Origin of the sequence: Stenotrophomonas pavanii, assembly GCF_900101175.1 — a bacterium.
Classification (GTDB): domain Bacteria; phylum Pseudomonadota; class Gammaproteobacteria; order Xanthomonadales; family Xanthomonadaceae; genus Stenotrophomonas; species Stenotrophomonas pavanii.
In genome coordinates, this window is sequence record NZ_FNFQ01000006.1 from 35523 (window position 1) to 59270 (window position 23748).

Here is a 23748-nt window from a genome sequence, read left to right on the forward strand (position 1 = left end):
TGGAAAGCCCCGCAGGGTGACGGTCGTCGATGACAGGGGCGTTTCAGCGAGCGGCGGGCAACCGCTAGACTGCCGCCCCCGCCACCGCGGCGACCCGCACAAGGAGTGCTCCAATGAACGCACGCACCGCCATCAATACCCTCAGCAGCCTGCTGTTCCTGCTGCTGGTTGCGCACACCACGGCCTACCAGCAGCAGATGTGGCCGCCCAGCCGGGTCGTCCACGTGCATCCGGTCGTCGTCGCCCTCGCCTACGCGCTTGGGCTGCTGACGCTGCTGCTGTGGATCGCCGGCCCGCGTGCGCCGGAGACCACCCAGCGGCTGGCGCGCGGGCTGCCCATCGTTGCCTGGTGCCTGCTGGCCATCGGCGTGGCGATCATTCCGGTGTTCTTTCCCGGCCTGCTCCCGGGCTGATCGGTTGGCACGACCGGCGCACTGCCGATGATACGGCGCGCGGCGCCAACCCCGGCTTTGCAGAGACCCAAGCCCGCGCCGCCTATCGACGCCGGCCGCGCGGGCCTAGGCTGGCGCTCTCGGTGACCGCCACGGTCGCCCTTCGCGTCACGGCCCCGCCGTTGCGACCCCGCTCCAGTGCTGTGCGCCCTGCCGGTGTTGTCGCCCCGGTGGATGTCCGACCGGCGCCCTCTGGAGACAGCCATGAACCCAACCCCGATCCCCTTCGATACCGACCCGCTGGAAACACGCGAGTGGCGTGAATCGCTGGAGGCGGTGATGCAGGCCGGCGGGCAACCGCGCGCGCACTACCTCATCGACCAGCTGAGCGAGCTGGACGCCCAGCAGCACGGCGACCTGCATGCCCGTGCCTGGACCGCCTACGTCAACACTATCCCGCCCGAGCGCCAGCCGGCCTACCCCGGTGACCTGGCCATCGAGCGCCGCCTGAACGCGATGATCCGCTGGAACGCGATGGTAATGGTGCTGCGTGCCGGCAAGCACTCGAACGTCGGCGGCCACATCGCCACCTACCAGTCGGCAGCGGTGCTGTACGACGTGGGCTTCGACCACTTCTTCCGTGGCCGCACCGATACCTTCGACGGCGACCTGATCTACATCCAGGGCCATTCGGCACCCGGCATCTATGGCCGCGCCTACGTGGAAGGCCGCATCGACGCGGCAACGATGGACAATTTCCGCCGCGAAGCCGGTCGCGAGGGCCTGTCTTCATACCCACATCCGCGCCTGATGCCGGAGTTCTGGCAGTTCCCCACCGTATCGATGGGACTGGGCCCACTCACCGCCGCCTACCAGGCGCGCTACATGCGCTACCTGGAGTACCGCGGCCTGAAAGAACACCAGGGGCGCAAGGTCTGGGCCTTCCTCGGCGACGGCGAGATGGACCAGCCCGAGTCGCTTGCGGCGATCTCGCTGGCCGGCCGCGAGCGGCTGGACAACATCGTGTTCGTGGTCAACTGCAACCTGCAGCGGCTGGACGGGCCGGTGCGCGGCAATGCCAAGGTCATCCAGGAGCTGGAAGGCACCTTCCGCGCCGCCGGCTGGAACGTGATCAAGCTGATCTGGGGCGGCGGCTGGGACGCGCTCCTGGCCTGTGACCACGACGGCCTGCTGCGCCGGCGCATGATGGAATGCGTGGACGGCGACTACCAGACCTTCAAGTCGCAGAATGGCGCCTACGTGCGCGAGCATTTCTTCGGCCGCTATCCCGAGCTGCTGGAGCGGGTCGCACACATGAGCGACGACGACATCTGGGCGCTGGCACGTGGCGGCCACGATCCGCAGAAGGTGTTCGCCGCCTACCAGCAGGCAGTGGACACCCGTGGCCGCCCGACCGTGATCCTGGCCAAGACGGTCAAGGGTTTCGGCATGGGTGAAGCCGGCGAAGGCCAGAACATCAACCACCAGCTGAAGAAGATGAGCGCCGACGCGGTGCGCGCCTTCCGCGACCGCTTCAACCTGCCGGTCAGCGACGACCAGCTCGAGGAAATGCCGTACCTGCGCCCGGAGCCGGGCAGCGCCGAGGCCGCCTACTTCGCCGGGCGCCGCAGCATCCAGGGCGGCCAGCTGCCAGCGCGCCTGGCCAGGGTCGATCCGCTGCCGCTGCCGCCGCTGTCGATCTTCAACACCCAGCTGCAGGGCAGCGGCGATCGCGGCCAGTCCACCACCATGGGCTTCGTGCGCATCCTCAGCAGCCTGCTGAAGGACCCGGAACTGGGCAAGCGGGTGATTCCGATCGTGCCCGATGAATCGCGCACCTTCGGCATGGAAGGCCTGTTCCGCCAGATCGGCATTCATTCCTACCTGGGCCAGCTGTACACCCCGCAGGACGCCGGCCAGCTGAGCTACTACAAGGAAGCCAAGGACGGCCAGATCCTGCAGGAAGGCATCAACGAGTCCGGAGCGATCTGTTCGTGGATCGCCGCCGGCACCGCCTACAGCAACCATGGCCTGGCCACGATCCCGTTCTACATCTTCTATTCGATGTTCGGCCTGCAGCGCGTCGGCGACCTGGCCTGGGCCGCTGCCGACGCGCGTACGCGTGGTTTCCTGCTCGGCGCCACCTCGGGCCGTACCACGCTGATGGGCGAAGGCCTGCAGCACGACGACGGCCACAGCCACGTGCTGTCGTCGGTGGTCCCCAGCTGCGTGTCCTACGACCCGACCTACACCTACGAGCTGGCGGTGATCATCCACGACGGCCTGCGCCGCATGTATGTCGAGCAGGAAGACATCTACTACTACATCACCGTGCTCAACGAGAACTACCCGCAGCCGGCACTGCCCGAAGGCGCCGAGGCGGGCATCCTGAAGGGCCTGTACCTGCTGCATCCGGCAGCCGCCGACAACGCCTCGCAGCCGCGCGTGCAGCTGATGGGCAGCGGCGCGATCCTGCGCGAGGTGGAAGCGGCGGCCGACCTGCTGCAGCAGGACTTCGGCATCGCCAGCGATGTGTGGAGCGCGACCAGCCTGACCGAACTGCGCCGCGACGGGCTGGCCGCTGAGCGCTGGAACCTGCTGCATCCGGCCGAAGAACCGCGCGTACCCTACGTGCAGCAGTGCCTGCAGGGCCATGAAGGCCCGGTGGTGGTGGCCACCGACTACATGAAGATCGTCGGCGACCAGATCCGGCCCTTCATCAACGACCGGCGCTTCATCGCGCTCGGCACCGATGGCTTCGGCCGCTCGGATACACGGGAAGCGCTGCGCACGTTCTTCGAAGTGGATCGCCACTTCATCGTGCTGGCCGCCCTGAAGGCCCTGGCCGACGAAGGCCGCATCGAGCGCTCGCGGATGCAGGACGCCATCGACAAGTACCGCATCGACATCGGCAAGCGCGACCCGGCCGCAGTGTAAGACAGCCGTGTTCACCACGCCCGTCGCGGGCGTGGTGAACACCGCAACGCTACGGCATGCGCTTGAACAGGTTCGTCTGCAGGATCGGTGTACCGTCGTGGGCGTAGAACGCCTTGGTCTCGGTCATCGTCGCGTGGTCATCGGCCACCGTGTAGATGCGGGTGGAGGCCGGCGTGCCGTGGTCCACCAGCTGCATCACCAGCGTATTCGGCGCCGGCAGTTTCAGGTTGGCCTTGTCCGCGCCGTAGGTGCCGGACAAGGCACCCGGCGTGCCATCCAGCGCCAACGTGCCGTCGGACTTCATGGTCTTGCCGTCGTGCAGGACGATGTCCACGTGCGAGCTCCAGCGGCCCCCCCCGGCATCCCTGAACTCCAGCACCACCCGCTTCGGGCGCTGCGCTTCGGGTAATGCCGAGGTCGCTGTATCCAGCGACCAGCGCCCCAGCAGTGGCGAGGGGGATGCCTCCCCGGCCAGTGCCGACGCGATCGGCAGCGAGCACGCACACAACAACACCGCGGACAACAGCTTCATACGTTGCTCCGTTCCAGTGGAGAAGGCACTGCATTGACGGGTGGCGGGGGCAGCGCCTCGGATCGTGCACGGCATCGGCGGGCCGCGCAAGGCGCGGGCGACACGCGGCGCCCCCCCTTCTTGTCCACCCAAAGAGTTACGTTATAACATTTCACTTCACCTTCACGGATCGCATCATGCGTCGCCACCTGCTTGCCTCAGCCATTCTGTTCGCCGTCCACACCGCCCACGCTGCGGACGCGCCCACCCTCCCCACCCTCCAGGTCCAGGCCTCCCCGCCCTCGCGCATCGACAGCCGGGTCACGGTCGACAATCCGCAGGGACAGAACCGCACCCTCGGCGGCCTGCTCGAACACGTCTCCGGCGTGCAGAGCAGTGCCTTCGGGCCGAACGCGGGCGCCCCGGTCATCCGCAGCCTCAGCGGCAATCGCGTGCAGATCCTGCAGGACGGCCAGTCCATCCTCGGCATGAACGCGATCAGCGGCGACATCAACATTCCGTTCGATCCCCTGTTCGTGCGCAGCGTCACCGTCAACAAGTCCTCGGACACCGTGCGCTATGGCGGCAATGCGATCGGCGGCAGCGTGGACATCGATTCGGGCCTGATCCCGCGCAGCATGGAGGACAAGGACCAGTCGATGGAACTGGTTTTGCGCAAGGGCTTCAATGCCGCCGACGCGCAGGGCTTCCGCATGAACTTCAACAACCAGCGCAACCTCTCGACCAACCTGCAGGTCTCGCGCCAGCGCATCTCGCACTACGACATCCCCGGCAACAGCAAGGCCGCCGTCTGCAACACCCGCCTGTTCCCGCCGACCGGCGGCGTCAACTCGGCGCTGGCCGACAGCTGCCAGAAGGAGGCACGCGTCCAGCAGATCTACAACAAGGCCTCGCAGCCCTACATCGACCAGTTCATGACCGAAAACCCGGACTGGGCCGATGGTGATTTCTCGTTCTACACCAACAGCCCGACCTCGGTCTGGCAGCGCCGCACCTATATCAACCCGGTCAACCCGGCCTATGTCGCCGGCACGCCGTCGTATGTGCAGAAGCAGATCAACAACGATGTAACGCCCGATTACCATCACCGGTTGGGCAACAGCTATGCGCGCAGTTCGCAGATGGCCGCCGGCTCGACCCTGTTCTTCGATCGCGGCTACGTCGGTGTCAGCATCGATGCCAAGGACAGCGAGTACGGCGTGCCGGGCTTTTCGATGCAGAACCTGTCATTCGGTTCGAACTACGCCGACGGCCTGCCGGTGGGCGTGGTGATCAGGCAGGAGCGCTACGCGCTGGAAGCCCTGCTGCGCGATCCGCTGCCGTGGTTCGAGCGTGCGGAACTCCGGGTTTCCAGGCTGGACAACACCTCGGGCGAGCGGCTGGGCGCCACCAGGGCCAACGACTACGATTTCGAGAGCACCCAGGCCGAAATGCTGCTCAGCCATCAACGCATCGGCCCGCTCAGCGGCCTGCTCGGCTTCAGCCACCAGTCGCGTGACGTCACCGGCAGCGGCTCGCAACGCTACCTGCCCGACGTCGACACCCGCAGCAATGCGGTGTTCATGAAGGAAACGCTGGACTTCGGCTGGGTCGCGTTCGATGCCGGCGTACGCCAGGAGCGGACCGATCACACGCTTCAACCCAGCCGCTTCAGGACCGCGCGCAATGCCGCCAACACGAAACTGCAGGATCGCGCCTACCGGCTCAACAGCTACAGCCTGGGTTCCTATGTGGAGCTTGGCCCCTTGTTCGCCGCCAAGCTGCGCTACGCGTCCTCGCAGCGCGCACCGGAGATCAACGAACTGTATGCCAGCAACGCGCACTATTCGGTGATGACCCAGGAAGAAGGCAACCAGAACCTGGAGCCGGAACGCGCGAAGAACCTCGAACTGACCGGCCTGTTCCACATTGGAGGTTTCGAGCTGTCGGCCACCGCCTACCGGATGAAGTACGAGAACTATCTCTACCTTGGCTACTCCGGCCTGCAGACCGCCAACCGCCTTCCGTTGAAGTACTGGAAGCAGACCGACACCACGGTGAAGGGGTTCGAGATCGACGCATCGCAGGCACTGGATCTGGGTCGATACGGCACATTGAACGTCTCCGCCTTCGCCGACCTGGTGAAGAACAAGGCCGATCACCCTGATTCGCTGCGCGCCCACAACGATGGCGAGTACCTGCCGAACATGCCGACCAACCGCTACGGTGCCAGCCTGCAGTGGCAGCGCCAGGGCTGGAGGGCGCAGCTGTCCAGCACGTACTACGGCACGCAGAAACACCTCGGCCGCAACGTCAGCGAAGAAGTGCCGCTGGATGCATTCAACCTGGTCGACCTGCAGGTCAGCCGTGAACTTCCGGTGCGCAACAGTTACGTCGCCGGCATGGAGGTGTTCGTCAACGGCAGCAACCTGCTCAATGAGGAAGCGCGTCCACACAACTCGCCGCTGAAATACATCGCGCCGTTGCCGGGGCGTGGTTTCCAGGTCGGTGTGACGGTACGGCTCTGAAGACCGGCCATAAAGAAAAACGCCTGCAGATCGAGGATCTGCAGGCGCTTCTTTGTATCTGGCGGAGTGAGAGGGATTCGAACCCTCGATAGAGCTTTTGACCCTATACTCCCTTAGCAGGGGAGCCCCTTCGGCCACTCGGGCATCACTCCGGGGTTTTCTCCGCGTCTGGTGCGGTGCACCTCAGCGGGGCGTGAATCATAACGTTAATCGAGTGCGAAGGTAAAGCGTTATTCGGCAGAATTTTCGCTGCCGGTGCCACCGGCTTCGTCACCGCGCTGGATGCGCTGATAGATCTCTTCGCGGTGCACAGCGACGTCCTTCGGTGCAGTGATGCCGATACGCACCTGGTTACCCTTGACGCCAAGCACGGTGACGCTCACCGAGTCACCGATCATCAGGGTTTCGCCGACGCGGCGAGTCAGGATCAACATTTTTGTAAGTCTCCATGGAACCGTGTGGAAGGGTATCCCCCACCGGCTTGACGCTCCGTCAAGAAGCGCTACCACGACAAAGGGAAAAGATTCGCAATGGTACCGTCAGCCGTCCCGCTCCTACAAGGAGGGGGACGGCCGGGTTCATCACAGGCGGGGGCTGACCCATTCGACGACTGCAGCCAGCGCAGTGGCAAGGGCGGGCCCGTCCTCACCACCACCCTGGGCGAGGTCCGGGCGTCCGCCGCCCTTGCCCCCGATCTGACTGGCAATGTGGGACAACAGTTCCCCGGCCTTGACCTTGCCCATTGCGCTGCCGTTCACGCCGGCCACCAGGGCCGCCTTGCCGTCCTGGGCGCCGGCCAGCACGATCACCGCGTCGCCCAGCTGCTGCTTCAGGCGGTCCATGGCATCGCGCAGGGCCTTGGCGTCAAAGCCTTCCAGGCGGGCGGCCAGCACCTTCACACCGGCAACCTCGACCGCCTGGCCGGACAGGTCGGCCGTGGCGCCGGCGGCGACCTTGGCCTTCACCGCCTCCAGTTCCCGCTCCAACTGCTTCTGGCGCTGGCCGAGGGCACGGATCTTCTCGACCACATCGGCGGCGCTGCCACCGAGCAGTTCGGCGGCTTCGGCCAGGCGGGCCTCCTCGGCGTCCACGTAATCCAGGGCTCCCTGGCCGGTGACCGCCTCGATACGGCGCACGCCGGCCGAGACACCGCCCTCGGAGGTGATCTTGAACAGGCCGATGTCGCCGGTACGGTTGACGTGGGTACCACCGCACAGCTCGGTGGAGTAGTCACCCATCTTCAGCACGCGCACGTGCTCGCCATACTTCTCGCCGAACAGGGCCATCGCGCCGAAGTCCAGCGCTTCCTGCATGCCCATGGTGTGGACTTCGGCCGCGTTGTTGGCGCGCACCTGCTGGTTGACCTTGCGCTCGATCAGCGCCAGTTCTTCCGCGCTGATCGGCTGGAAGTGCGAGAAGTCGAAACGCAGGCGGTCCGGAGCGACCAGCGAGCCCTTCTGCTGCACGTGCGTGCCCAGCACTTCGCGCAGGGCGGCATGCAGCAGGTGCGTTGCCGAGTGGTTGAGGATGGTGGCGCCGCGGCGCTCGCCATCGACCTGGCCGGCGAGCACGTCGCCGACCTTCAGGCCGCCTTCAGACAGGGTGCCGACATGGCCATGGAACTGGCCGGCGAACTTCTGGGTGTCTTCCACTGCCAGGCGCACGCCGTTGCCGGCAAGCACGCCCGTGTCGCCGACCTGGCCGCCGGACTCGGCATAGAACGGCGTCTGGTCGGTGATCACGATGACCGCGTCCCCGGCCGCGGCCGACTGCACCGGACGGCCGTCCTTGAGCAGGGCCAGTACGGTCAGGCCATCGGCCTGCAGGCGGTCATAGCCGAGGAAGCGGGTCGGGCTGAGCGTCGCCACCAGCTCGGCAGGCAGGGTCACGCCGCCGCCGAACTTGCCGGCCGCACGGGCGGTTTCGCGCTGCTGCTCCATCGCGGCATCGAAGCCGGCGATGTCGACGGTCAGGTCGCGCTCGCGGGCGATGTCCTGGGTCAGGTCGAGCGGGAAACCGTAGGTGTCGTACAGGCGGAAGGCGTCAACGCCCGGGATCACGCCGTTGCTGGCCTTGCCGGCCACGTCCTCGAAGATCTTCATGCCGGCATCGAGGGTTTCGGCAAAACGTTCTTCCTCGGCCTGCAGCGCACGGGTGACGGTGTCCACCGCCGCCGGCAGTTCCGGATAGGCCTCGCCCATCTGCTCGACCAGGGTCGGCACCAGCTTGCTGAAGAACGGCTGGCGCACGCCCAGCATCCAGCCGTGGCGCAGGGCGCGGCGGATGATACGGCGCAGCACGTAGCCACGGCCTTCGTTGGACGGCAGCACGCCGTCGACGATCAGGAACGAGCAGGCGCGGATGTGATCGGCGATCACGCGCAGCGACTTGTTCTCCAGGTCGGCGGTGCCGGTCAGCTCGGCGGCCTTGCGGATCAGCGCCTGGAACAGGTCGATCTCGTAGTTGGTGTGCACGTGCTGCAGGATCGCCGCCAGGCGCTCCAGGCCCATGCCGGTGTCCACGCACGGCGCCGGCAGCGGCACCAGGGAGCCGTCCGGCTGGCGGTCGAACTGCATGAACACAAGGTTCCAGATCTCGATGAAGCGATCGCCGTCTTCATCCGGGGAGCCCGGAGGACCGCCGGCGATGTGGTCGCCGTGGTCGTAGAAGATCTCGGTGCACGGGCCGCACGGGCCGGTGTCGGCCATCTGCCAGAAGTTGTCCGAGGCGAACGGGGCGCCCTTGTTGTCACCGATGCGCACGATGCGCTCTTCCGGCACACCGACCATGTCGCGCCACAGCGCGTAGGCTTCGTCGTCGGTCTGGTACACGGTGACCAGCAGGCGCTCGGCCGGCAGTTTCCAGACCTGGGTCAGCAGCTCCCAGGCCCAGGCGATCGCGTCCTTCTTGAAGTAGTCGCCGAACGACCAGTTGCCCAGCATCTCGAAGAAGGTGTGGTGGCGGGCGGTGTAGCCGACCTGGTCGAGGTCGTTGTGCTTGCCGCCCGCGCGCAGGCAGCGCTGGACGTCGGCCGCACGCACGTAGCTGCGCTTTTCCGCGCCCAGGAACACGTCCTTGAACTGCACCATGCCGGAGTTGGTGAACAGCAGGGTCGGATCGTTGCCCGGCACCAGCGGCGCCGACGGCACGATGGTGTGGCCTTTGCCCTTGAAGAATTCAAGGAAGTCGCTGCGGATCTGGGAGGTCGTGAATTTGGCGGATGCGTTCATTGGGGGCTGGCAGTCTGCGGGCCGGCGGGCCCGGACCACCGGCCGCGTTGGCCAGGGTCGCGAGGGACCGCCGAAAACCTAAAGGGTATCAGGCCCGGCGCCGCCAGTCTCAGTCATCCGGGTCATAGCGGGTCGCACGGCGGATGCTGTCGCCGTCGAAGCCCCGCCGGGCCAGCAGATCAGCGGCCTTGCGCCGCTGCGCCAGGTCCTGCGGACCCGCCTCGCCGAAGCGCCGACGCACCAGGTCGCGGGCGTTTTCCTGCCAGTCGCCCTCATAGCTGTCCATCGCTGCGGCAATCGCGCCACTGTCCAGGCCGTGGGTGCCCAGCTCGGCACGGATATGGATCGGCCCATAACCGGTGTTGGCGCGCATCCTCACCAGGTTCTCGGCGAAACGGGTGTCGTCCTGCCAACCGGCTTCGGTCAGTTTGGCGACAGCGGCCTGCGCGGCTTCGTCTTCAATGCCGCGGGCGGTCAGCTTGCGGGTGAGTTCCTTGCGCGAATGCTCGCGGCGGACCAGCAGGCCCAGCGCACGTTGCACGGGCGTCTGCTCGCGCGGCCGGCGCTTGCGGCCGGTGGGAATGTCATCGGCGTCGGACATCGGTACTCCAAGGGTGGCGCCGTCCGTGGCGCCCTGCCCGTCCCTGGGCGATTCGAACCTGCGGGACAGGGCGACGTCACTGACGGCGCCGCCCTGCCCCACAGCAAGCCTTACTCGTCGTCGCCTTCGTCGTCGCCTTCCTCGCGGGCCGCTTCGGCCGGCTGGAACTTCTCGCGAAGCTCGGCCTCGAGCTTTGCGGCAACGGTCGGGTTGTCGCGCAGGTAGCCACGGGCATTATCCTTGCCCTGGCCGATGCGCTCTTCACCGTAGCTGTACCAGGCACCGGCCTTCTCGACCAGCTTGGCATCCACGCCCATGTCGATCAGCTCGCCTTCGCGGCTGATGCCTTCGCCATACAGGATCTCGGTGATGACCTGCTTGAACGGGGGCGCCAGCTTGTTCTTGACGACCTTGATCTTGGTCTGGTTGCCGATGATCTCGTCACCCTTCTTGATCGCGCCGATGCGGCGGATGTCCAGGCGGACCGAGGCGTAGAACTTCAGCGCGTTGCCGCCGGTGGTGGTTTCCGGGCTCTGGCCCGGCATCATCACACCGATCTTCATGCGCAACTGGTTGATGAAGATCACCAGCGTGTTGGAGCGCTTGATGTTGCCGGTCAGCTTGCGCAGCGCCTGGCTCATCAGACGGGCCTGAAGGCCCGGCAGCTGGTCGCCCATCTCGCCTTCGATTTCGGCCTTCGGCGTCAGCGCGGCAACCGAGTCGATCACCAGGATGTCGACCGAACCCGAACGCACCAGCATGTCAGCGATTTCCAGCGCCTGCTCACCGGTATCCGGCTGCGACAGCAGCAGGTCGTCCACGTTCACGCCCAGCTTGGCGGCGTAGATCGGGTCCAGCGCGTGCTCGGCATCGATGAAGGCCGCAGTGCCGCCCATCTTCTGGCATTCGGCGATGGCCTGCAGGGTCAGGGTGGTCTTGCCCGAGGATTCCGGCCCGTAGATTTCGACGACACGGCCCTTCGGCAGACCGCCAATGCCCAGTGCGATGTCGAGCATCAGCGAACCGGTCGGGATGGCCTCGACGGGCTCGACCACGCGGTCGCCCATGCGCATCACCGAGCCTTTGCCGAACTGCTTCTCGATCTGGCCCAGAGCAGCAGCCAAGGCGCGCTTCTTGTTCTCGTCCATCGTATTGGTCCTTGCAGAGGTCATGTCGTTGGGGGTGCTGTCTTTGGGGGTCTTCTTTGCCATGGGTTCACTTTAAGTCGGACGTATCGCACAGGCTGAGATTCTGCCCGGCGCTCTGAAAAGAATTATCGGACATCCGTACCAACCTCAGTGGAACCAGAGAATCGCCACAAAAGACCGCGGGTAATGCGCTATGGAACAGGTCAACGGTTGGGCCGAAGCAGGCCGCAATAGAGGCCCTCGATTGCGAAGTCCTGGTCGGGCAGCACCTCGATCGGCTTGTAGTCGGGGTTGCGCGGCAGCAGGCGGATGCGGTCCTTGGCGATCTTCAGCAGCTTGACGGTGATCTCGTCATCGATGCGGGCCACCACGATCTGCCCGGAATGGGCGTCGCGGGTGCGGTGCACGCCGATCAGGTCGCCGTCGAAGATGCCCTCGTCGATCATCGAATCGCCCTGCACCTTCAGCAGGTAGTCCGGCGCCGGCGAGAAGAACACCCGGTCCAGCACCACGAAATCGTCCGAACCGATATCCGCGCCGATCGGCAGGCCGGCCGCGACCCGGCCCAGCACCGGCAGGCGCAGCACACTGTCAGGCAGGCCCGGCTCGGCCAGCGTCTCCACCGGCGGTGCCTGCACCAGGCGGATGCCGCGGGCCTGGCCGGGGATGCGACGGATCGCACCGGCCTGCTCCAGGGCTTCCAGGTGGTACTGGGCCGCGCGCACGCCCTTGAAGCCGAACGCACGTGCGATTTCAGTCTGCGACGGCGGTGCGCCATCGCTCTCGATACGCTCGGCGATCAACTGCAGGATCGCCTGCTGGGTGTCGGTCAGGTCCATGGTTAGTAGTATTACTACTAACGTTCGGATCTGCAAGTGCCGGGGCATGCTCGGCGAGCGCGCGAACACCTGGCCGGGCGGCAAAAGCAAAAGCAAAGGCAGCCGGCCAGCGGTCGGCTCTACGGGAATCGCTGCGCGATTCCGCGGCAAGCACGCTAGGCGTGCTTGCCGCTTCTCCAGATCGAGAACAGGATCCATACGCCGCAGAAGCCGGCGCCGATGAATCCGCATACGCCCAGCGCCAGCAGCCAGCGGCTGGAAACCCCGCCGACGCTGTGCATCACGATCGACGAGCCGATGATCAGCGCGGCCGTGATCACGCCTACCACCAGCCGGTTTGCGGCTCGGTTCACCTGCTCGCCGAAGCCCTGCAGCGCGGTGGTCTCCACCTTCAGCTGGAGGCGACCACGGCGCGCCGCCTGGACCAGCTTGCGCAGGTCACGCGGCAGTTCACCGGCGAAGTCGACCAGTCCCAACAGGCTGCGGCGGCCGCGCTTGAGCAGCGCCCTGGGGGCATAACGCTGCAGCACGACCCGCTCCAGGAACGGACGCGCGGCGCTGGCCATGTCGAAATCCGGATCCAGCTGCCGGCCCATGCCTTCCAGGGTCAGGAAGGCCTTGATCATCAGGGCCAGGTCCGCCGGCAGGGTCAGGCTGTAGCTGCGCAGCAACTGGGTGATGTCGCCCAGCATCAGGCCGATGCGCAGGTCCTTCAGCGGCACGCCCCGGTACTGGTCGACGAACTGGCTGATGTCATGCTGCAGGCGGTTCTCGTCCACTTCAACGCCGCCGGCCCAGTCCAGCAGTAAGTCCGCCACGCCCTGCGGGTCCTGCTCGACCAGGCCGTGCAGCAGTTGCGCGACCTGGAAGCGGCGCACTTCGGACAGCGCGCCGACCATTCCGAAGTCGATCACGCCGATGCGGCCGTCCCGCAGGTAGATGATGTTGCCGGGGTGCGGATCGGCGTGGAAGCTGCCGTCCTCCAGCACCATCTTCAGCACGATGCCGGCGCCACGCCGTGCCAGTTCGCGCCGGTCCAGGCCCGCCGCATCGACGCCGGCCAGATCGCGGCCGGGAATGCCCTCGACGAAGTCCTGCACGTTCAGGCTCTCGCAGGTCCACTGCCAGTGCACCTTCGGAATCAGTATGTCGTCACGGCCGCTGAAGTTGCGCGCGATGCGTTCGGCATTACGGCATTCAGCAGCGAAATCCAGCTCGCGGCGCAGCGATACGGTGAACTGCTGCACGACCTCGGCCGGGCGATAGCGACGCAGGTCCGGCAACCGGGCCTCGACGATCTCGGCCAGCCGCGCCAGCAGCCGCAGGTCGGCCTCGACCACGTCGCGGATGCCGGGACGCCGCACCTTCAGCACCACCTCACGGCCATCATGCAGCCGGGCGCGATGGGCCTGCGCCAGCGAGGCGGCGGCCATCGGGGTTTCATCAAGGAAGGCGAATACCTCCGCCGGCGACGCGCCCAGGTCGGCTTCGAGCTGCTCGCGGATCTCGGCGTACGGCAGGGCCGGCACCGCGTTCTGCAGTTCGGACAGCTCGGCAATCCACTCCGGCGGCAACAGGTCGACGCGCGTTGCCAGCACCTGGCCAAGCTTGACGAAGGTCGGGCCAAGATCCTGCATCGCGCTGCGCACGCGCACCGGTGCGGTCATCCGCAGCAGTTCCTGGCGGTCCTCGTTCCAGTGCAGCAGGCGCCCTGCCCGCTCCAGCGTGGTGGCCAGGCCGATGCGCCGCACCACGTCGCCGAAGCCGTAGCGGATCAGGACAACGGCGATTTCCTGCAGTCGGCCCAGGTCACGGACCGTGCCCAGCGTTTCCCACATCATGCGTGCTCCGGACGGTTACCGGGGCAGCATGTCACAGCTGGGCGTCGATACCGCGCAATGCCGCCGCTACGGTTTGCCGGCGGACGGCTTCGCGGTCGCCGTCGAACTGGAACAACTCGGCGCGGGCGTAGCCGCCCCGGCGCTTCCAGCCGATCCAGACGCTGCCGACCGGCTTGTCCGGGCTGCCACCGCCAGGGCCGGCGATGCCGGTCACCGCGACGGCGATGCCGGCGCCGGAGTTGACCAGTGCGCCGGACACCATCTCCAGCACGGCTTCGCGACTGACCGCGCCGAACTGCTCCAGTGTCTGCGCGCGGACGCCCAGCAGGCGCTGCTTGGCCTCGTAGCTGTAGACCACCATGCCGCAGTCGAAGAACGCCGAAGAACCGGCGATGTCGGTCATGCACTTGGCGATCCAGCCGCCACTGCAGCTCTCGGCGGTGACCAGCTGCAGCGAAGCCTGCTGCAGGCGCTGCCCGAGCGCGGCGGACTGGGCATTGAGATCGGCGTCGGTGGGGATGGACATCGGCATGACGGTGGGGTGAAGAACCCCGTTGTACCGCAGATGACAGGCGGATGTCGCGCCCCTCCGGCACGGTTGCGTTGCCGGCCAGCGGCCGGCACTCCCCGGCATCGGCCGCTACCTCACCACTCCGGCAGTTTTTCCGGCAGCAGCGCCCGGATCGGGCCGCCATCGGCACTGGCGGCCAGCTTTTCGGCTTCGGCGACCGGCAGGTCGACCTGCAGCAGCCAGCCGTCCTCGTCGGCCTGCTCGCTGCAGATCACTTCCAGCTGATGCAGGCGCGCACGCAGGCGGCCGGCATCCGGCGGCAGGCGTAGTTCGCCGGTGACATGCTGCAGGCCCAGCCGCTTGCCCAGCACCGCCTGCAGCAGCTCCAGGCCCTGCCCGTCACGCGCGGAGATCCACACCCGTTCACGGCGCGACTCGTCCGGAATTCCGTCCTGGCCATCGTGGCGGACATCGGCACCCTCGATGCGGTCGATCTTGTTGAACACCAGCAGCTGCGGCAGATCGCCGGCACCGACCGCGGTCAGCACCTCGTCCACCTGGGCGATGCGCTCCTCGCGGTGCGGATCGGCGGCGTCGACCACGTGCAGCAGGAAATCGGCCTCGCGTGCCTCGGACAGCGTCGAGCGGAACGCGGCGACCAGATCATGCGGCAGGTCGCGGACGAAGCCGACGGTATCGGCCAGCACTACGTTGCCGCCCGGCACCGCGATGCGGCGCACGGTCGGATCCAGCGTGGCGAACAGCTGGTCGGCCGCATAGGCCTCGGCGCCGGTCATGGCGTTGAACAGGGTCGACTTGCCGGCGTTGGTGTAGCCCACCAGGGCCACGCGCGGCAGCTCGCTGCGCACACGCGCACGGCGCATCTGGGTGCGCTGCACTTCCACTTTTTCCAGGCGCTTCTGCAGCTGCTCGACCCGCTTCTGCAGCAGGCGGCGGTCGGTTTCCAGCTGGGTTTCACCCGGGCCGCGCAGGCCGATCGAACCGCCGCGCTGGCGCTCCAGGTGGGTCCAGCCGCGCACCAGCCGCGTGGCCAGGTGGCGCAGCTGCGCCAGCTCGACCTGCAGCTTGCCTTCGTGGCTGTGCGCACGCTGGGCGAAAATGTCCAGGATCAGGCCGGTACGGTCGATCACCCGGCGCTCGAGGAAGCGCTCAAGGTTGCGCTCCTGGCCCGGGCTCAACGCGTGGTTGACCAGGATCAGGTCGGCACCGCTGGCATCGGCCGCGGCCTTGATCTCGTCCAGCTTGCCGCTGCCGATCAGGGTAGACGGATTCGGACGGTCCAGGCGCGCAGTGATCGTCGCGGCGATGCTGGCCCCAGCGGAGCGGGCCAGATCACCGAATTCTTCCAGCACATCGTCTTCCAGCTTGCCGAAATGGGGCTGGATCAACAGGGCGTGCTCGCCCTTTTTCGAGCGGTCAAACATTCACCGCTCCGGTATTACTCGTCTGCTTCATCACCTGCCTGACCACCTTCACCGGACTGCACGTAACCACCACCCGGGCCGACCTTCACATTGCGTGCCGGGACCACCGTGGAAATGGCGTGCTTGTAGACCATCTGACTGACCGTGTTGCGCAGCAGGACCACGAACTGGTCGAACGACTCGATCGTGCCCTGCAGCTTGATGCCGTTCACCAGGTACACCGAAACCGGCACGCGTTCGCGCCGCAGTGCGTTCAAGAAAGGATCCTGCAGCGATTGCCCCTTGGACATTGCACACTCCTGATTATTGTTCTTATTGGGTTGCCGACGGTTGCCACGGCCCCCGAGCCGCCCGCCGACCGACGATGTTACACGGCTGGCGTCGGTTCAGCGTGCGACGAAGGTCGACACCGCGCCAGCCAGGCGCTCGTGGTCGATATGGGGGTCGAACCAGCGCGCATCAAGCTCCCCGCGCAGCCAGGTCAGCTGGCGCTTGGCCAGCTGGCGGGTGGCGAAGATCGCTTTGTCACGGAAACGGGCGGCATCGCCCTCCCCGTCCAGGTACTCCCACGCCTGGCGATAGCCGACCGCGCGCACGGCCGGCAGGTCCAGCGGCGCCTCCATTGCGGCCATTTCCGGCATGGCGCGCAACGCCCGCACCTCGTCGAGAAAGCCCTGCGCCAGCATGGCGTCGAAGCGCGCCTCGATGCGCTGGTGCAGCACCGCGCGGTCACGCGGGGCCAGGATCAGCTTGAGGGTGCGCACCGGCAGCGGCGCCACGCCAGGCCGGCGCTGCCATTCAGTGATGGGGACGCCGGTCAGGCGAAAGACCTCCAGCGCGCGCTGGATGCGTTGCGGGTCGGTGGCATGGATGCGCGCGGCCGCGGCGGGATCGACCCTGGCCAGCTCTGCATGCAGTGCCGCCCAGCCGCGCTCGGCGGCTTCGGCGGCCAGCACCGCTCGCACCCCCGGATCGGCCTCCGGCATCGGTGACAGGCCCTGCAGCAGTGCACGGAAGTACAGCCCGGTGCCACCGGCCAGGATCGGCAGCTTGCCGCGCGCCACGATGTCGGCCACGGCCCGGCCGGCATCGGCGGCGAATTCGGCCGCCGAATACGCCTGCCAGGGATCGCGCACGTCCAGCAGATGGTGCGGCGCCTGCGCGCGCTCGGCCGCATCGGGCTTGGCCGAGCCGATGTCCAGGTGGCGGTACACCAGCGCCGAATCGACGCTCACGATCTCGCCATCCAGCTGCTGCGCCAGGGCGATCGCCGTGGCGGTCTTGCCGCTGGCGGTGGGGCCCATGACGGCGATCGCCAACGGACGCCGGTCGATGGCCATCAGTCTTCGTCCGGCCAACGGATCGTCGGCGCGGCATCGGCACGCGGCGTCGGCACGGCCTCGACGGCCTGCCAGATCTTCAGCGCGTCGACGGTGGCCGCCACGTCATGCACGCGCACGATGCGCGCGCCGCGCTGGACCGCGATCAGGTGCGCGGCCACCGACGCCGCCACCCGCTCGGAGGGCATGTCGCGGCCAGTGAGTTCGCCCAGGCTGCGCTTGCGCGACAGGCCGGCCAGCACCGGCACGCCCAGTTCCAAGAAGCGCTCCGAGCGCGCCAGCAGGGTCATGTTGTGGGCGGTGGTCTTGCCGAAGCCGAAACCGAGGTCGATCAGCAGGTTCTTCTTCGCGATGCCAGCCATTTCCGCGGCGAACAGGCGCTGCACCAGGAAACCGTGCACTTCGGCGACCACGTCGTGGTAGTGCGGATCGGCCTGCATGTGGCCCGGCTCGCCCTGCATGTGCATCAACACCACCGGCACACCGGCTTCGGCGGCCGCCTCCAGCGCGCCGTCCTGGCGCAGGGCGAAGATGTCGTTGATCATGCCGGCGCCAGCGGCCACGGCCGCGCGCATCACCTCCGGCTTGAAGGTGTCGATGCTGATCGGCACCCGCGTGCGCGCAGCCAACTGCTCGATCACCGGAATCACCCGACGCAGCTCTTCCTCGATCGAGACCGGCGCGGCGCCCGGGCGGGTGGATTCGCCGCCGATATCAAGCAGGTCCGCACCCTCCTCGACCAGCTTCAGTCCATGCGCGACCGCAGCCTCGGTGGTGTCGTGCGCGCCACCATCGGAGAACGAATCGGGGGTGACGTTGACGATGCCCATGACCCGGGCACGGTCCAGGCGCAGGATGCGGCCGGCGCAATCGAGCTGGGGCGAGGTATCGAACATGGGCAATCCTGCTGGGGCAACGAGGCGTAGTTTAAGCCGCGGCCCGGACCCTCGCATGCGCGCCGTTGTTCCCGCACCCGCATTGCCGCTTGGCCGCAGGCGCTGCGGCACGCCCGTCCGGGCAATGACACACGGTGGGGATGTCCGCGCCACCGAAGCGGGCACGGACATCCGAGGGTAACGACAGCGCCCTCAGAAATCGCCGAGGCGCGCGTTGTCCGTCGGCGCCGCCAACCAGCCCGCAAGGTCTTCGCCAATGGCGCTGACGGTGCGATCGAGCACGGCACAGGACCCCTTGAAACCGCCGAACGCCCCGCCGCGGGACACGCGGCGTGCGGTCACCGTCGCGACCTGGTGGCCATCCTCGAACAGCACGCCACGCACGGCGGCGGACTTGAAGTGGCCGACGAAGGCGTTGCCTGCGCTCTGCGCTTCAATCAGCTCAAGCTTCAGTGAACGTCCGTTGCCGCTCTCCGCACCCACCGGGCCGGGTACGACGGTATTGCCGTGACGGGTGGCATGGGTGGACAGCGACTGCGCCAGCGTGGTGCCGATGCTGCACTCGTTCCTGATGGCGTCGGCGATGATCGCCGAGTCCGCGAAAGGAACCGGCTGTGCGGTGCGGATGTCTGCGGCAGCGGCGGGTACGGCGATGGTTGCCAGCCCTGCGAGGGCCAGCGGAAGCAGCAGTTTCATGGTGTTCCCCTGTAATCCCGGCCTCCCCCTATGGCGGCCGTGGCCGCGCATCGTGACGCGCGAACGGGCTGTCGTGCAAGGCCCAACCCGTGCAGGGGGCGGTCGTGTTGCGCGGTGGAGATCATGCGCACGCGGCGGGAGTCACCGCCCACCGCGCAACGGTGCTGACGGGAACGCGCCCTGCCGCGGCGCCGTCAACGCCGCCGGCGCCGGCGATCCACGTACAGGGTCCTGGCGATGCTCAGCACGACGCCGACGGCGATGCCCACCACGCAGCCCAGCAGCAGGTTGTCGGCGCCCAGCCCTACGCCCACGCCGACCACGGTGGCGATGATCATTTCGGCGGTGTGGGAAATCGGTTCGGGCTTCGGGGCGGACATGCAGGCTCCAGCATCAGTTCGGTTCGGGAGGGGCCGAAGGCCCGGAAACGACAAGGCCGGGTTGCCCCGGCCTCGTCTGGTGTTACGTGCAACGGGCCGTCAATGCGATTCGGCCGGGCCTGCGATCGGCGGCAGCGGGCGGGCGTCGCCGCCCTTGTCGTTGCCACCGTCCTTGTTCGACTTGCTCCAGCCCGCCGGCGGCGGCGGATCGCGGCCTTCCATGATGGCGTCGATCTGCGGCGCGTCGATGGTCTCGTACTGCAGCAGCAGCTGCGACATCGCATGCAGCTTGTCGATGTTCTCGGTCAGCAGCTGGGTGGTGCGGGCATAGGCCTTGTCGAGGATGTTGCGCACTTCCTCGTCGATCCGGCGCGCCGTGTCGTTGGACACGCTCTTGTGCTGGGTGACCGAACGGCCCAGGAACACCTCGTCATCCTCTTCGCCATAGGCGATCGGGCCGAGCTGCTCCGACAGGCCCCACTTGGTGACCATGTTGCGGGCCATCTTGGTGGCGCGCTCGATGTCGTTGGAGGCACCGGTGGTGACCTTGTCCTCGCCGAAGATCAGCTCTTCGGCGACACGGCCGCCGTACAGGGAGCACAGCTGCGACTGGATCGCCACGCGGTTCATCGAGTACTTGTCGCCTTCCGGCAGGTACATCGTCACGCCCAGCGCACGGCCGCGCGGAATGATGGTGACCTTGTAGACCGGATCGTGCTCGGGCACCAGGCGGCCGACGATGGCGTGACCCGCTTCGTGGTACGCGGTCAGGGTCTTCTCGTCCTCGCTCATGGCCATCGAGCGGCGCTCGGCACCCATCAGGATCTTGTCGCGGGCACGGTCGAAGTGGTCCATGCGGACTTCCTTCTCGTTGCCGCGCGCGGCGAACAGGGCCGCCTCGTTGCAGAGGTTGGCCAGGTCGGCGCCGGAGAAGCCCGGAGTACCCCGCGCGATCACCATCGGCTCGACGTCGTCGGCCAGCGGCAGCTTGCGCATGTGGACCTTCAGGATGTGCTCGCGGCCCTTCACGTCCGGCAGGCCGACCACGACCTGGCGGTCGAAACGGCCCGGGCGCAGCAGCGCCGGGTCCAGCACGTCCGGACGGTTGGTCGCGGCAATCACGATCACGCCTTCACCGCCCTCGAAACCGTCCATTTCGACCAGCAGCTGGTTCAGGGTCTGCTCGCGCTCGTCATGGCCACCGCCCAGGCCGGCGCCACGATGGCGACCGACGGCGTCGATTTCGTCGATGAAGATGATGCACGGGGCATGCTTCTTGGCCTGCTCGAACATGTCGCGCACGCGGCTGGCGCCGACGCCGACGAACATTTCCACGAAGTCCGAACCGGAGATCGAGAAGAACGGCACCTTGGCTTCGCCGGCAATGGCCTTGGCCAGCAGCGTCTTGCCGGTACCCGGCGGCCCGACCATCAGCACGCCGCGCGGAATCTTGCCGCCCAGCTTGGTGAACTTCGACGGGTCGCGCAGGAAGTCGACCAGCTCGCCCACTTCTTCCTTGGCCTCGTCGCAGCCGGCGACGTCGGCGAAGGTGACCTTGATCTGGTCCTCGCCCTGCAGCTTGGCGCGCGACTTGCCGAAGGACATCGCGCCCTTGGCACCGCCACCGCCGCCCTGCATCTGGCGCATGATGAACAACCAGAAGCCGATGATCAGGATGACCGGCAGGAAATTCATCAGGATCGCGCCGAGGGAAATGCCGCTGGACGGCTCCTCCTGCACGATTTCCACGTTCTTGGTACGCAGCACGTTGATCAGGTCCCGATCGAACGGCGCGGTGATGGTGGACGACTGCCCACCACGGGTGGTGTAGGTCAGCTGGCTGGTGCCGCCACGCATGTCGCCGCCGAAGGCGACCTTCTGCACGTTGCCACTGTCCACCTGGTCCAGGAACTGCGAGTAGGACGCACCCTGCGCGCCCGCCCCCGAGGTCTTGGGCGAGAAGCTCTGGAAGACCACCATCAGCACGACGGCGACGACCACCCATAGCAGGAGGTTCTTGGTCAAGTCGTTCATCCTCATTGGCTCCGGTGTTCCTCTCAGTGCTGGCGTTGCGTGGGGGTCGAACTTGCGTACAGTGCGAGCTTACTTCATGTGGGCGCGTTTTCCCTGACCCAAGGCATACACCTCGGGGGAGCGCTTGCGCGAGGCTTCCGGCTTGCGGATGGAGACCTTGTCGTACCGGCGGCGCATGTCGCGCACGTAGTCGTCAAAGCCCTCACCCTGGAACAGCTTGATCAGGAATGCCCCACCGGTCTTGAGGTGGTTGTCGGCAAAATCCAGGGCCAGCTCCGCCAGGTGCATCATCCGCGGCTGGTCGACCGCGCCCACACCACTCTTATTGGGGGCCATGTCCGACAGCACAAGGTCTACCGGCTGGTCCCCGAGCATGGCTTCAAACTGTGATAGGACGGCTTCTTCCCTGAAGTCACCATGAAGGAACTCCACGCCGGCCAGCGGCGGCATGTCCAGGATGTCCAGTGCCAGCACGCGACCGGTGTCGCCGATCTGTCTCCGAACCTGCTGAGACCAGCCACCGGGGGCCGCGCCAAGGTCGACCACCACCATGTGCGGCTTCAGCAGGCGGTCACGTTCGAGCAGCTCCTCGAGCTTGTAGGCGGCGCGCGAGCGCATGCCCTCGGCCTGCGCCTTCTTCACGAAGGGGTCGGAGAAGTGTTCCTTGAGCCAGCGCTGGCTGCTTTTGCTGCGGGTAGCCATTGAAAATAGGGGCTGATGGGGTCCTCATGATACCCTGATCGCCCCATTCAACCGTGTTTTCCTGCATGTCCATCGCCCTGACCGCCTCCCAGACCCGTTTCCTGCGCGGCCAAGCCCACGACCTGAAGGCCCTGCTGCAGACCGGCGGCAAGGGTGTGACCCCGGCCTTCATCGCGGAGCTGAACGAAGTGCTGGAGCGCCACGAACTGGTCAAGGTGAAGGTCGCCGCAGAGGATCGCGACGCCCGTGACGCGATGATCGGCGAGATCGTCGAAGCTACCGGGAGTGCACTGGTGCAGCGCATCGGCCACGTCGCGGTGCTGTACCGCCCGAGCAAGGAACAGCGTCAGATCGTGCTGCCGCGCGGCTGATCGTCCCACCGTCATGCAGCTGAACCACGAACCGCCGGATTACGCCTACAGCCTGCGCGCCGCCGATGGCCGCTCGGCCAAGGTGAATGACCAGGTGCTGGGCGGCAGTTTCTTCCTCACCCCGGACCAACTGGTCACGCACTGGCCGGTGGCAAGTGCCGCCGCGCTGCAGCTGGCGGACCTGGAGCCGATCCTGGCGCTGAACCCGGCGCTGATCGTGCTGGGCACGGGTGACCGTCAGGTGTTCCCGCCTGCGGTGGTGATGGCCGCCTGCCTGTCGCGTGGCATCGGCCTGGAGGTGATGAACAATCCGGCCGCCGCGCGCACCTTCAACATCCTGGCCGGCGAAGGCCGCAAGGTCGCCGCCGCCTTCATCCTGGAAGGCTGAATTCGAGGCGCCGGGTGCCGCCCGGCGCTAGCTGCGCGAAGGCGTGCAGCGGAACGCGGAGAACGCCTGCAGCCGACCGATCAGGTTGCCGCCCTGCCCCCAGCGGATTTCCATGACCTGCCAGTCCTGGCCCTGCCGCTGCAGCAGGACCCGGTCGGTCCAGCGATAGTCACCCACCGCCAGATCGACCGGGACCCACGTGGCGTTGCCGGTGGATCCGGGCATTCCCACGCTCACCGTCTGCGGTCGATCCGGCGCCATCAGGTAGGGACTCTGGTCGAGCATGTGCGGCTTCTCGTCAGGCGCAGCCAGTGTGGTACATGCCCGCTCGTAAGCGCGCTGCGCCTCGACCGCTGAGCGCAGGGCATCGCCCAGCAGCGGCGCAATGGCCGCGTCGTCCGACGCCGGCGCCTGGACGACAGCGTACAGGCGGGTAACCACCTCGCGCGGATCGGTGCTGGCGGCGGCCAGCGGCGCGACGATGAGCAGCGGCAGGAAGACGGCGAAGCGGCTCATACGGCACCGGGTTGGCTGGGTGCGCAGCAGCATGCCGCGTTCCGCGCCCGTCGGGAAGGTTGAGATACGTCTCTCAAACGCGCGCCTCGCCCGGCCCGACGCCACCAGGCGAGGACGCCGGGCGCGGCTCGGCGCTTGCGCATCCGGCGATCAACGCGCCGGGAGGTATTGCTGCGGGTCGACCGGCTTGCCGTTCTAGCGGGTGAGCTGACGGCGCTTGCGGCCCATGGGCCGTGCCGTCGGTGAACGCCCGGCGCGCTGCGCCGGGCCGGGGATCCGCCCAGATGGCGAACCCGCGATCAACGCGCCGGGAGGTATTGCTGCGGGTCGACGGGCTTGCCGTTGTAGCGGGTGAGCTGACGGCGCTTGCGGCCCATGGGCCGTGCCGTCAGTGAACGCCCGGCGCGCTGCGCCGGGCCGGGGATCCGCCCAGATGGCGAAC

At 67.1% G+C, this 23748-nt stretch carries 22 protein-coding genes and 1 tRNA gene; 5 read left to right on the forward strand and 18 right to left on the reverse strand.

Annotated elements, in window-relative coordinates; translation table 11 throughout:
- The first annotated feature begins 113 nt into the window (after window positions 1-113).
- Window positions 114-413 carry a hypothetical protein gene (locus BLS66_RS11405; protein ID WP_057493854.1) on the forward strand — a complete coding sequence of 100 codons (300 nt, stop codon included), beginning with the start codon at window positions 114-116 and terminating at the stop codon, window positions 411-413.
- Between the two features lie 243 nt (window positions 414-656).
- On the forward strand, window positions 657-3329 hold the full coding sequence (gene aceE / locus BLS66_RS11410) for a pyruvate dehydrogenase (acetyl-transferring), homodimeric type (protein ID WP_074725906.1): 2673 nt from the start codon (window positions 657-659) through the stop codon (window positions 3327-3329).
- 49 nt (window positions 3330-3378) lie between these two features.
- On the opposite strand, the gene BLS66_RS11415 is transcribed toward aceE, so the two are convergent.
- Window positions 3379-3861, reverse strand: coding sequence for a LuxR family transcriptional regulator (locus tag BLS66_RS11415; RefSeq protein WP_074725907.1), 483 nt, complete (start codon window positions 3859-3861; stop codon window positions 3379-3381).
- Between the two features lie 176 nt (window positions 3862-4037).
- On the opposite strand from BLS66_RS11415, the gene BLS66_RS11420 reads away from it, so the two are divergent.
- Window positions 4038-6368 carry a TonB-dependent receptor gene (locus tag BLS66_RS11420; RefSeq protein ID WP_074725908.1) on the forward strand — a complete coding sequence of 777 codons (2331 nt, stop codon included), beginning with the start codon at window positions 4038-4040 and terminating at the stop codon, window positions 6366-6368.
- Window positions 6369-6427: 59 nt separating this feature from the next.
- Here the strand turns inward: BLS66_RS11420 and BLS66_RS11425 are convergent.
- From BLS66_RS11425 to rlmE, 16 genes are all read right to left on the reverse strand, one after another.
- A tRNA-Ser gene (locus BLS66_RS11425) sits at window positions 6428-6520 on the reverse strand.
- 78 nt (window positions 6521-6598) lie between these two features.
- On the reverse strand, window positions 6599-6802 hold the full coding sequence (gene csrA / locus BLS66_RS11430; protein WP_004152909.1) for a carbon storage regulator CsrA: 204 nt from the start codon (window positions 6800-6802) through the stop codon (window positions 6599-6601).
- A gap of 147 nt (window positions 6803-6949) precedes the next feature.
- On the reverse strand, window positions 6950-9598 hold the full coding sequence (alaS, locus tag BLS66_RS11435) for an alanine--tRNA ligase (RefSeq protein ID WP_074725909.1): 2649 nt from the start codon (window positions 9596-9598) through the stop codon (window positions 6950-6952).
- Window positions 9599-9707: 109 nt separating this feature from the next.
- A complete protein-coding gene (gene recX / locus BLS66_RS11440; protein ID WP_049469023.1) occupies window positions 9708-10199 on the reverse strand; it encodes a recombination regulator RecX in 492 nt (163 codons plus the stop codon).
- A 110-nt stretch (window positions 10200-10309) separates the two neighbouring features.
- On the reverse strand, window positions 10310-11347 hold the full coding sequence (recA, locus tag BLS66_RS11445; RefSeq protein ID WP_049420399.1) for a recombinase RecA: 1038 nt from the start codon (window positions 11345-11347) through the stop codon (window positions 10310-10312).
- Between the two features lie 203 nt (window positions 11348-11550).
- Complete coding sequence (gene lexA, locus BLS66_RS11450) at window positions 11551-12186, reverse strand: transcriptional repressor LexA (RefSeq protein ID WP_046429914.1); 636 nt, start codon at window positions 12184-12186, stop codon at window positions 11551-11553.
- 155 nt (window positions 12187-12341) lie between these two features.
- Window positions 12342-14024, reverse strand: a complete 1683-nt coding sequence (ubiB, locus tag BLS66_RS11455) for a 2-polyprenylphenol 6-hydroxylase (RefSeq protein ID WP_074725983.1) — start codon at window positions 14022-14024, stop codon at window positions 12342-12344.
- A 34-nt stretch (window positions 14025-14058) separates the two neighbouring features.
- On the reverse strand, window positions 14059-14553 hold the full coding sequence (locus tag BLS66_RS11460) for a CinA family protein (protein WP_053463576.1): 495 nt from the start codon (window positions 14551-14553) through the stop codon (window positions 14059-14061).
- Window positions 14554-14672: 119 nt separating this feature from the next.
- The gene (gene hflX, locus BLS66_RS11465) at window positions 14673-15983 is read right to left on the reverse strand and encodes a ribosome rescue GTPase HflX (protein ID WP_074725910.1); all 1311 of its coding nucleotides are present in this window, start codon (window positions 15981-15983) and stop codon (window positions 14673-14675) included.
- Between the two features lie 14 nt (window positions 15984-15997).
- Entirely contained in the window at window positions 15998-16273 is a 276-nt protein-coding gene (hfq, locus tag BLS66_RS11470; RefSeq protein WP_004152891.1) for an RNA chaperone Hfq, read from the reverse strand.
- 96 nt (window positions 16274-16369) lie between these two features.
- Window positions 16370-17323, reverse strand: coding sequence for a tRNA (adenosine(37)-N6)-dimethylallyltransferase MiaA (miaA, locus tag BLS66_RS11475; protein WP_074725911.1), 954 nt, complete (start codon window positions 17321-17323; stop codon window positions 16370-16372).
- A complete protein-coding gene (gene folP / locus BLS66_RS11480; protein WP_074725912.1) occupies window positions 17323-18219 on the reverse strand; it encodes a dihydropteroate synthase in 897 nt (298 codons plus the stop codon). Before folP ends, miaA begins: the two co-directional genes overlap by 1 nt.
- Window positions 18220-18411: 192 nt before the next feature.
- Entirely contained in the window at window positions 18412-18915 is a 504-nt protein-coding gene (locus tag BLS66_RS11485) for a hypothetical protein (protein WP_074725913.1), read from the reverse strand.
- A gap of 194 nt (window positions 18916-19109) precedes the next feature.
- Window positions 19110-19295: a hypothetical protein gene (locus BLS66_RS11490; RefSeq protein ID WP_049469015.1), complete on the reverse strand. Its 186-nt coding sequence runs from the start codon at window positions 19293-19295 to the stop codon at window positions 19110-19112.
- A gap of 99 nt (window positions 19296-19394) precedes the next feature.
- The gene (ftsH, locus tag BLS66_RS11495; protein ID WP_049469014.1) at window positions 19395-21329 is read right to left on the reverse strand and encodes an ATP-dependent zinc metalloprotease FtsH; all 1935 of its coding nucleotides are present in this window, start codon (window positions 21327-21329) and stop codon (window positions 19395-19397) included.
- A 69-nt stretch (window positions 21330-21398) separates the two neighbouring features.
- On the reverse strand, window positions 21399-22031 hold the full coding sequence (rlmE, locus tag BLS66_RS11500) for a 23S rRNA (uridine(2552)-2'-O)-methyltransferase RlmE (RefSeq protein WP_005409014.1): 633 nt from the start codon (window positions 22029-22031) through the stop codon (window positions 21399-21401).
- A gap of 65 nt (window positions 22032-22096) precedes the next feature.
- Here rlmE and yhbY point away from each other — a divergent pair, with 65 nt between their 5' ends.
- Both yhbY and BLS66_RS11510 read left to right on the forward strand, forming a co-directional pair.
- Entirely contained in the window at window positions 22097-22402 is a 306-nt protein-coding gene (gene yhbY / locus BLS66_RS11505) for a ribosome assembly RNA-binding protein YhbY (RefSeq protein ID WP_049469012.1), read from the forward strand.
- Between the two features lie 13 nt (window positions 22403-22415).
- Window positions 22416-22790 (forward strand): Mth938-like domain-containing protein, encoded by a 375-nt coding sequence (locus tag BLS66_RS11510; protein WP_014646710.1) that lies wholly within the window; start codon window positions 22416-22418, stop codon window positions 22788-22790.
- 27 nt (window positions 22791-22817) lie between these two features.
- Here BLS66_RS11510 and BLS66_RS11515 read toward each other — a convergent pair whose 3' ends face one another.
- Entirely contained in the window at window positions 22818-23306 is a 489-nt protein-coding gene (locus BLS66_RS11515; RefSeq protein ID WP_049469045.1) for a YqhG/Tai3 family protein, read from the reverse strand.
- Window positions 23307-23748 lie beyond the last annotated feature (442 nt).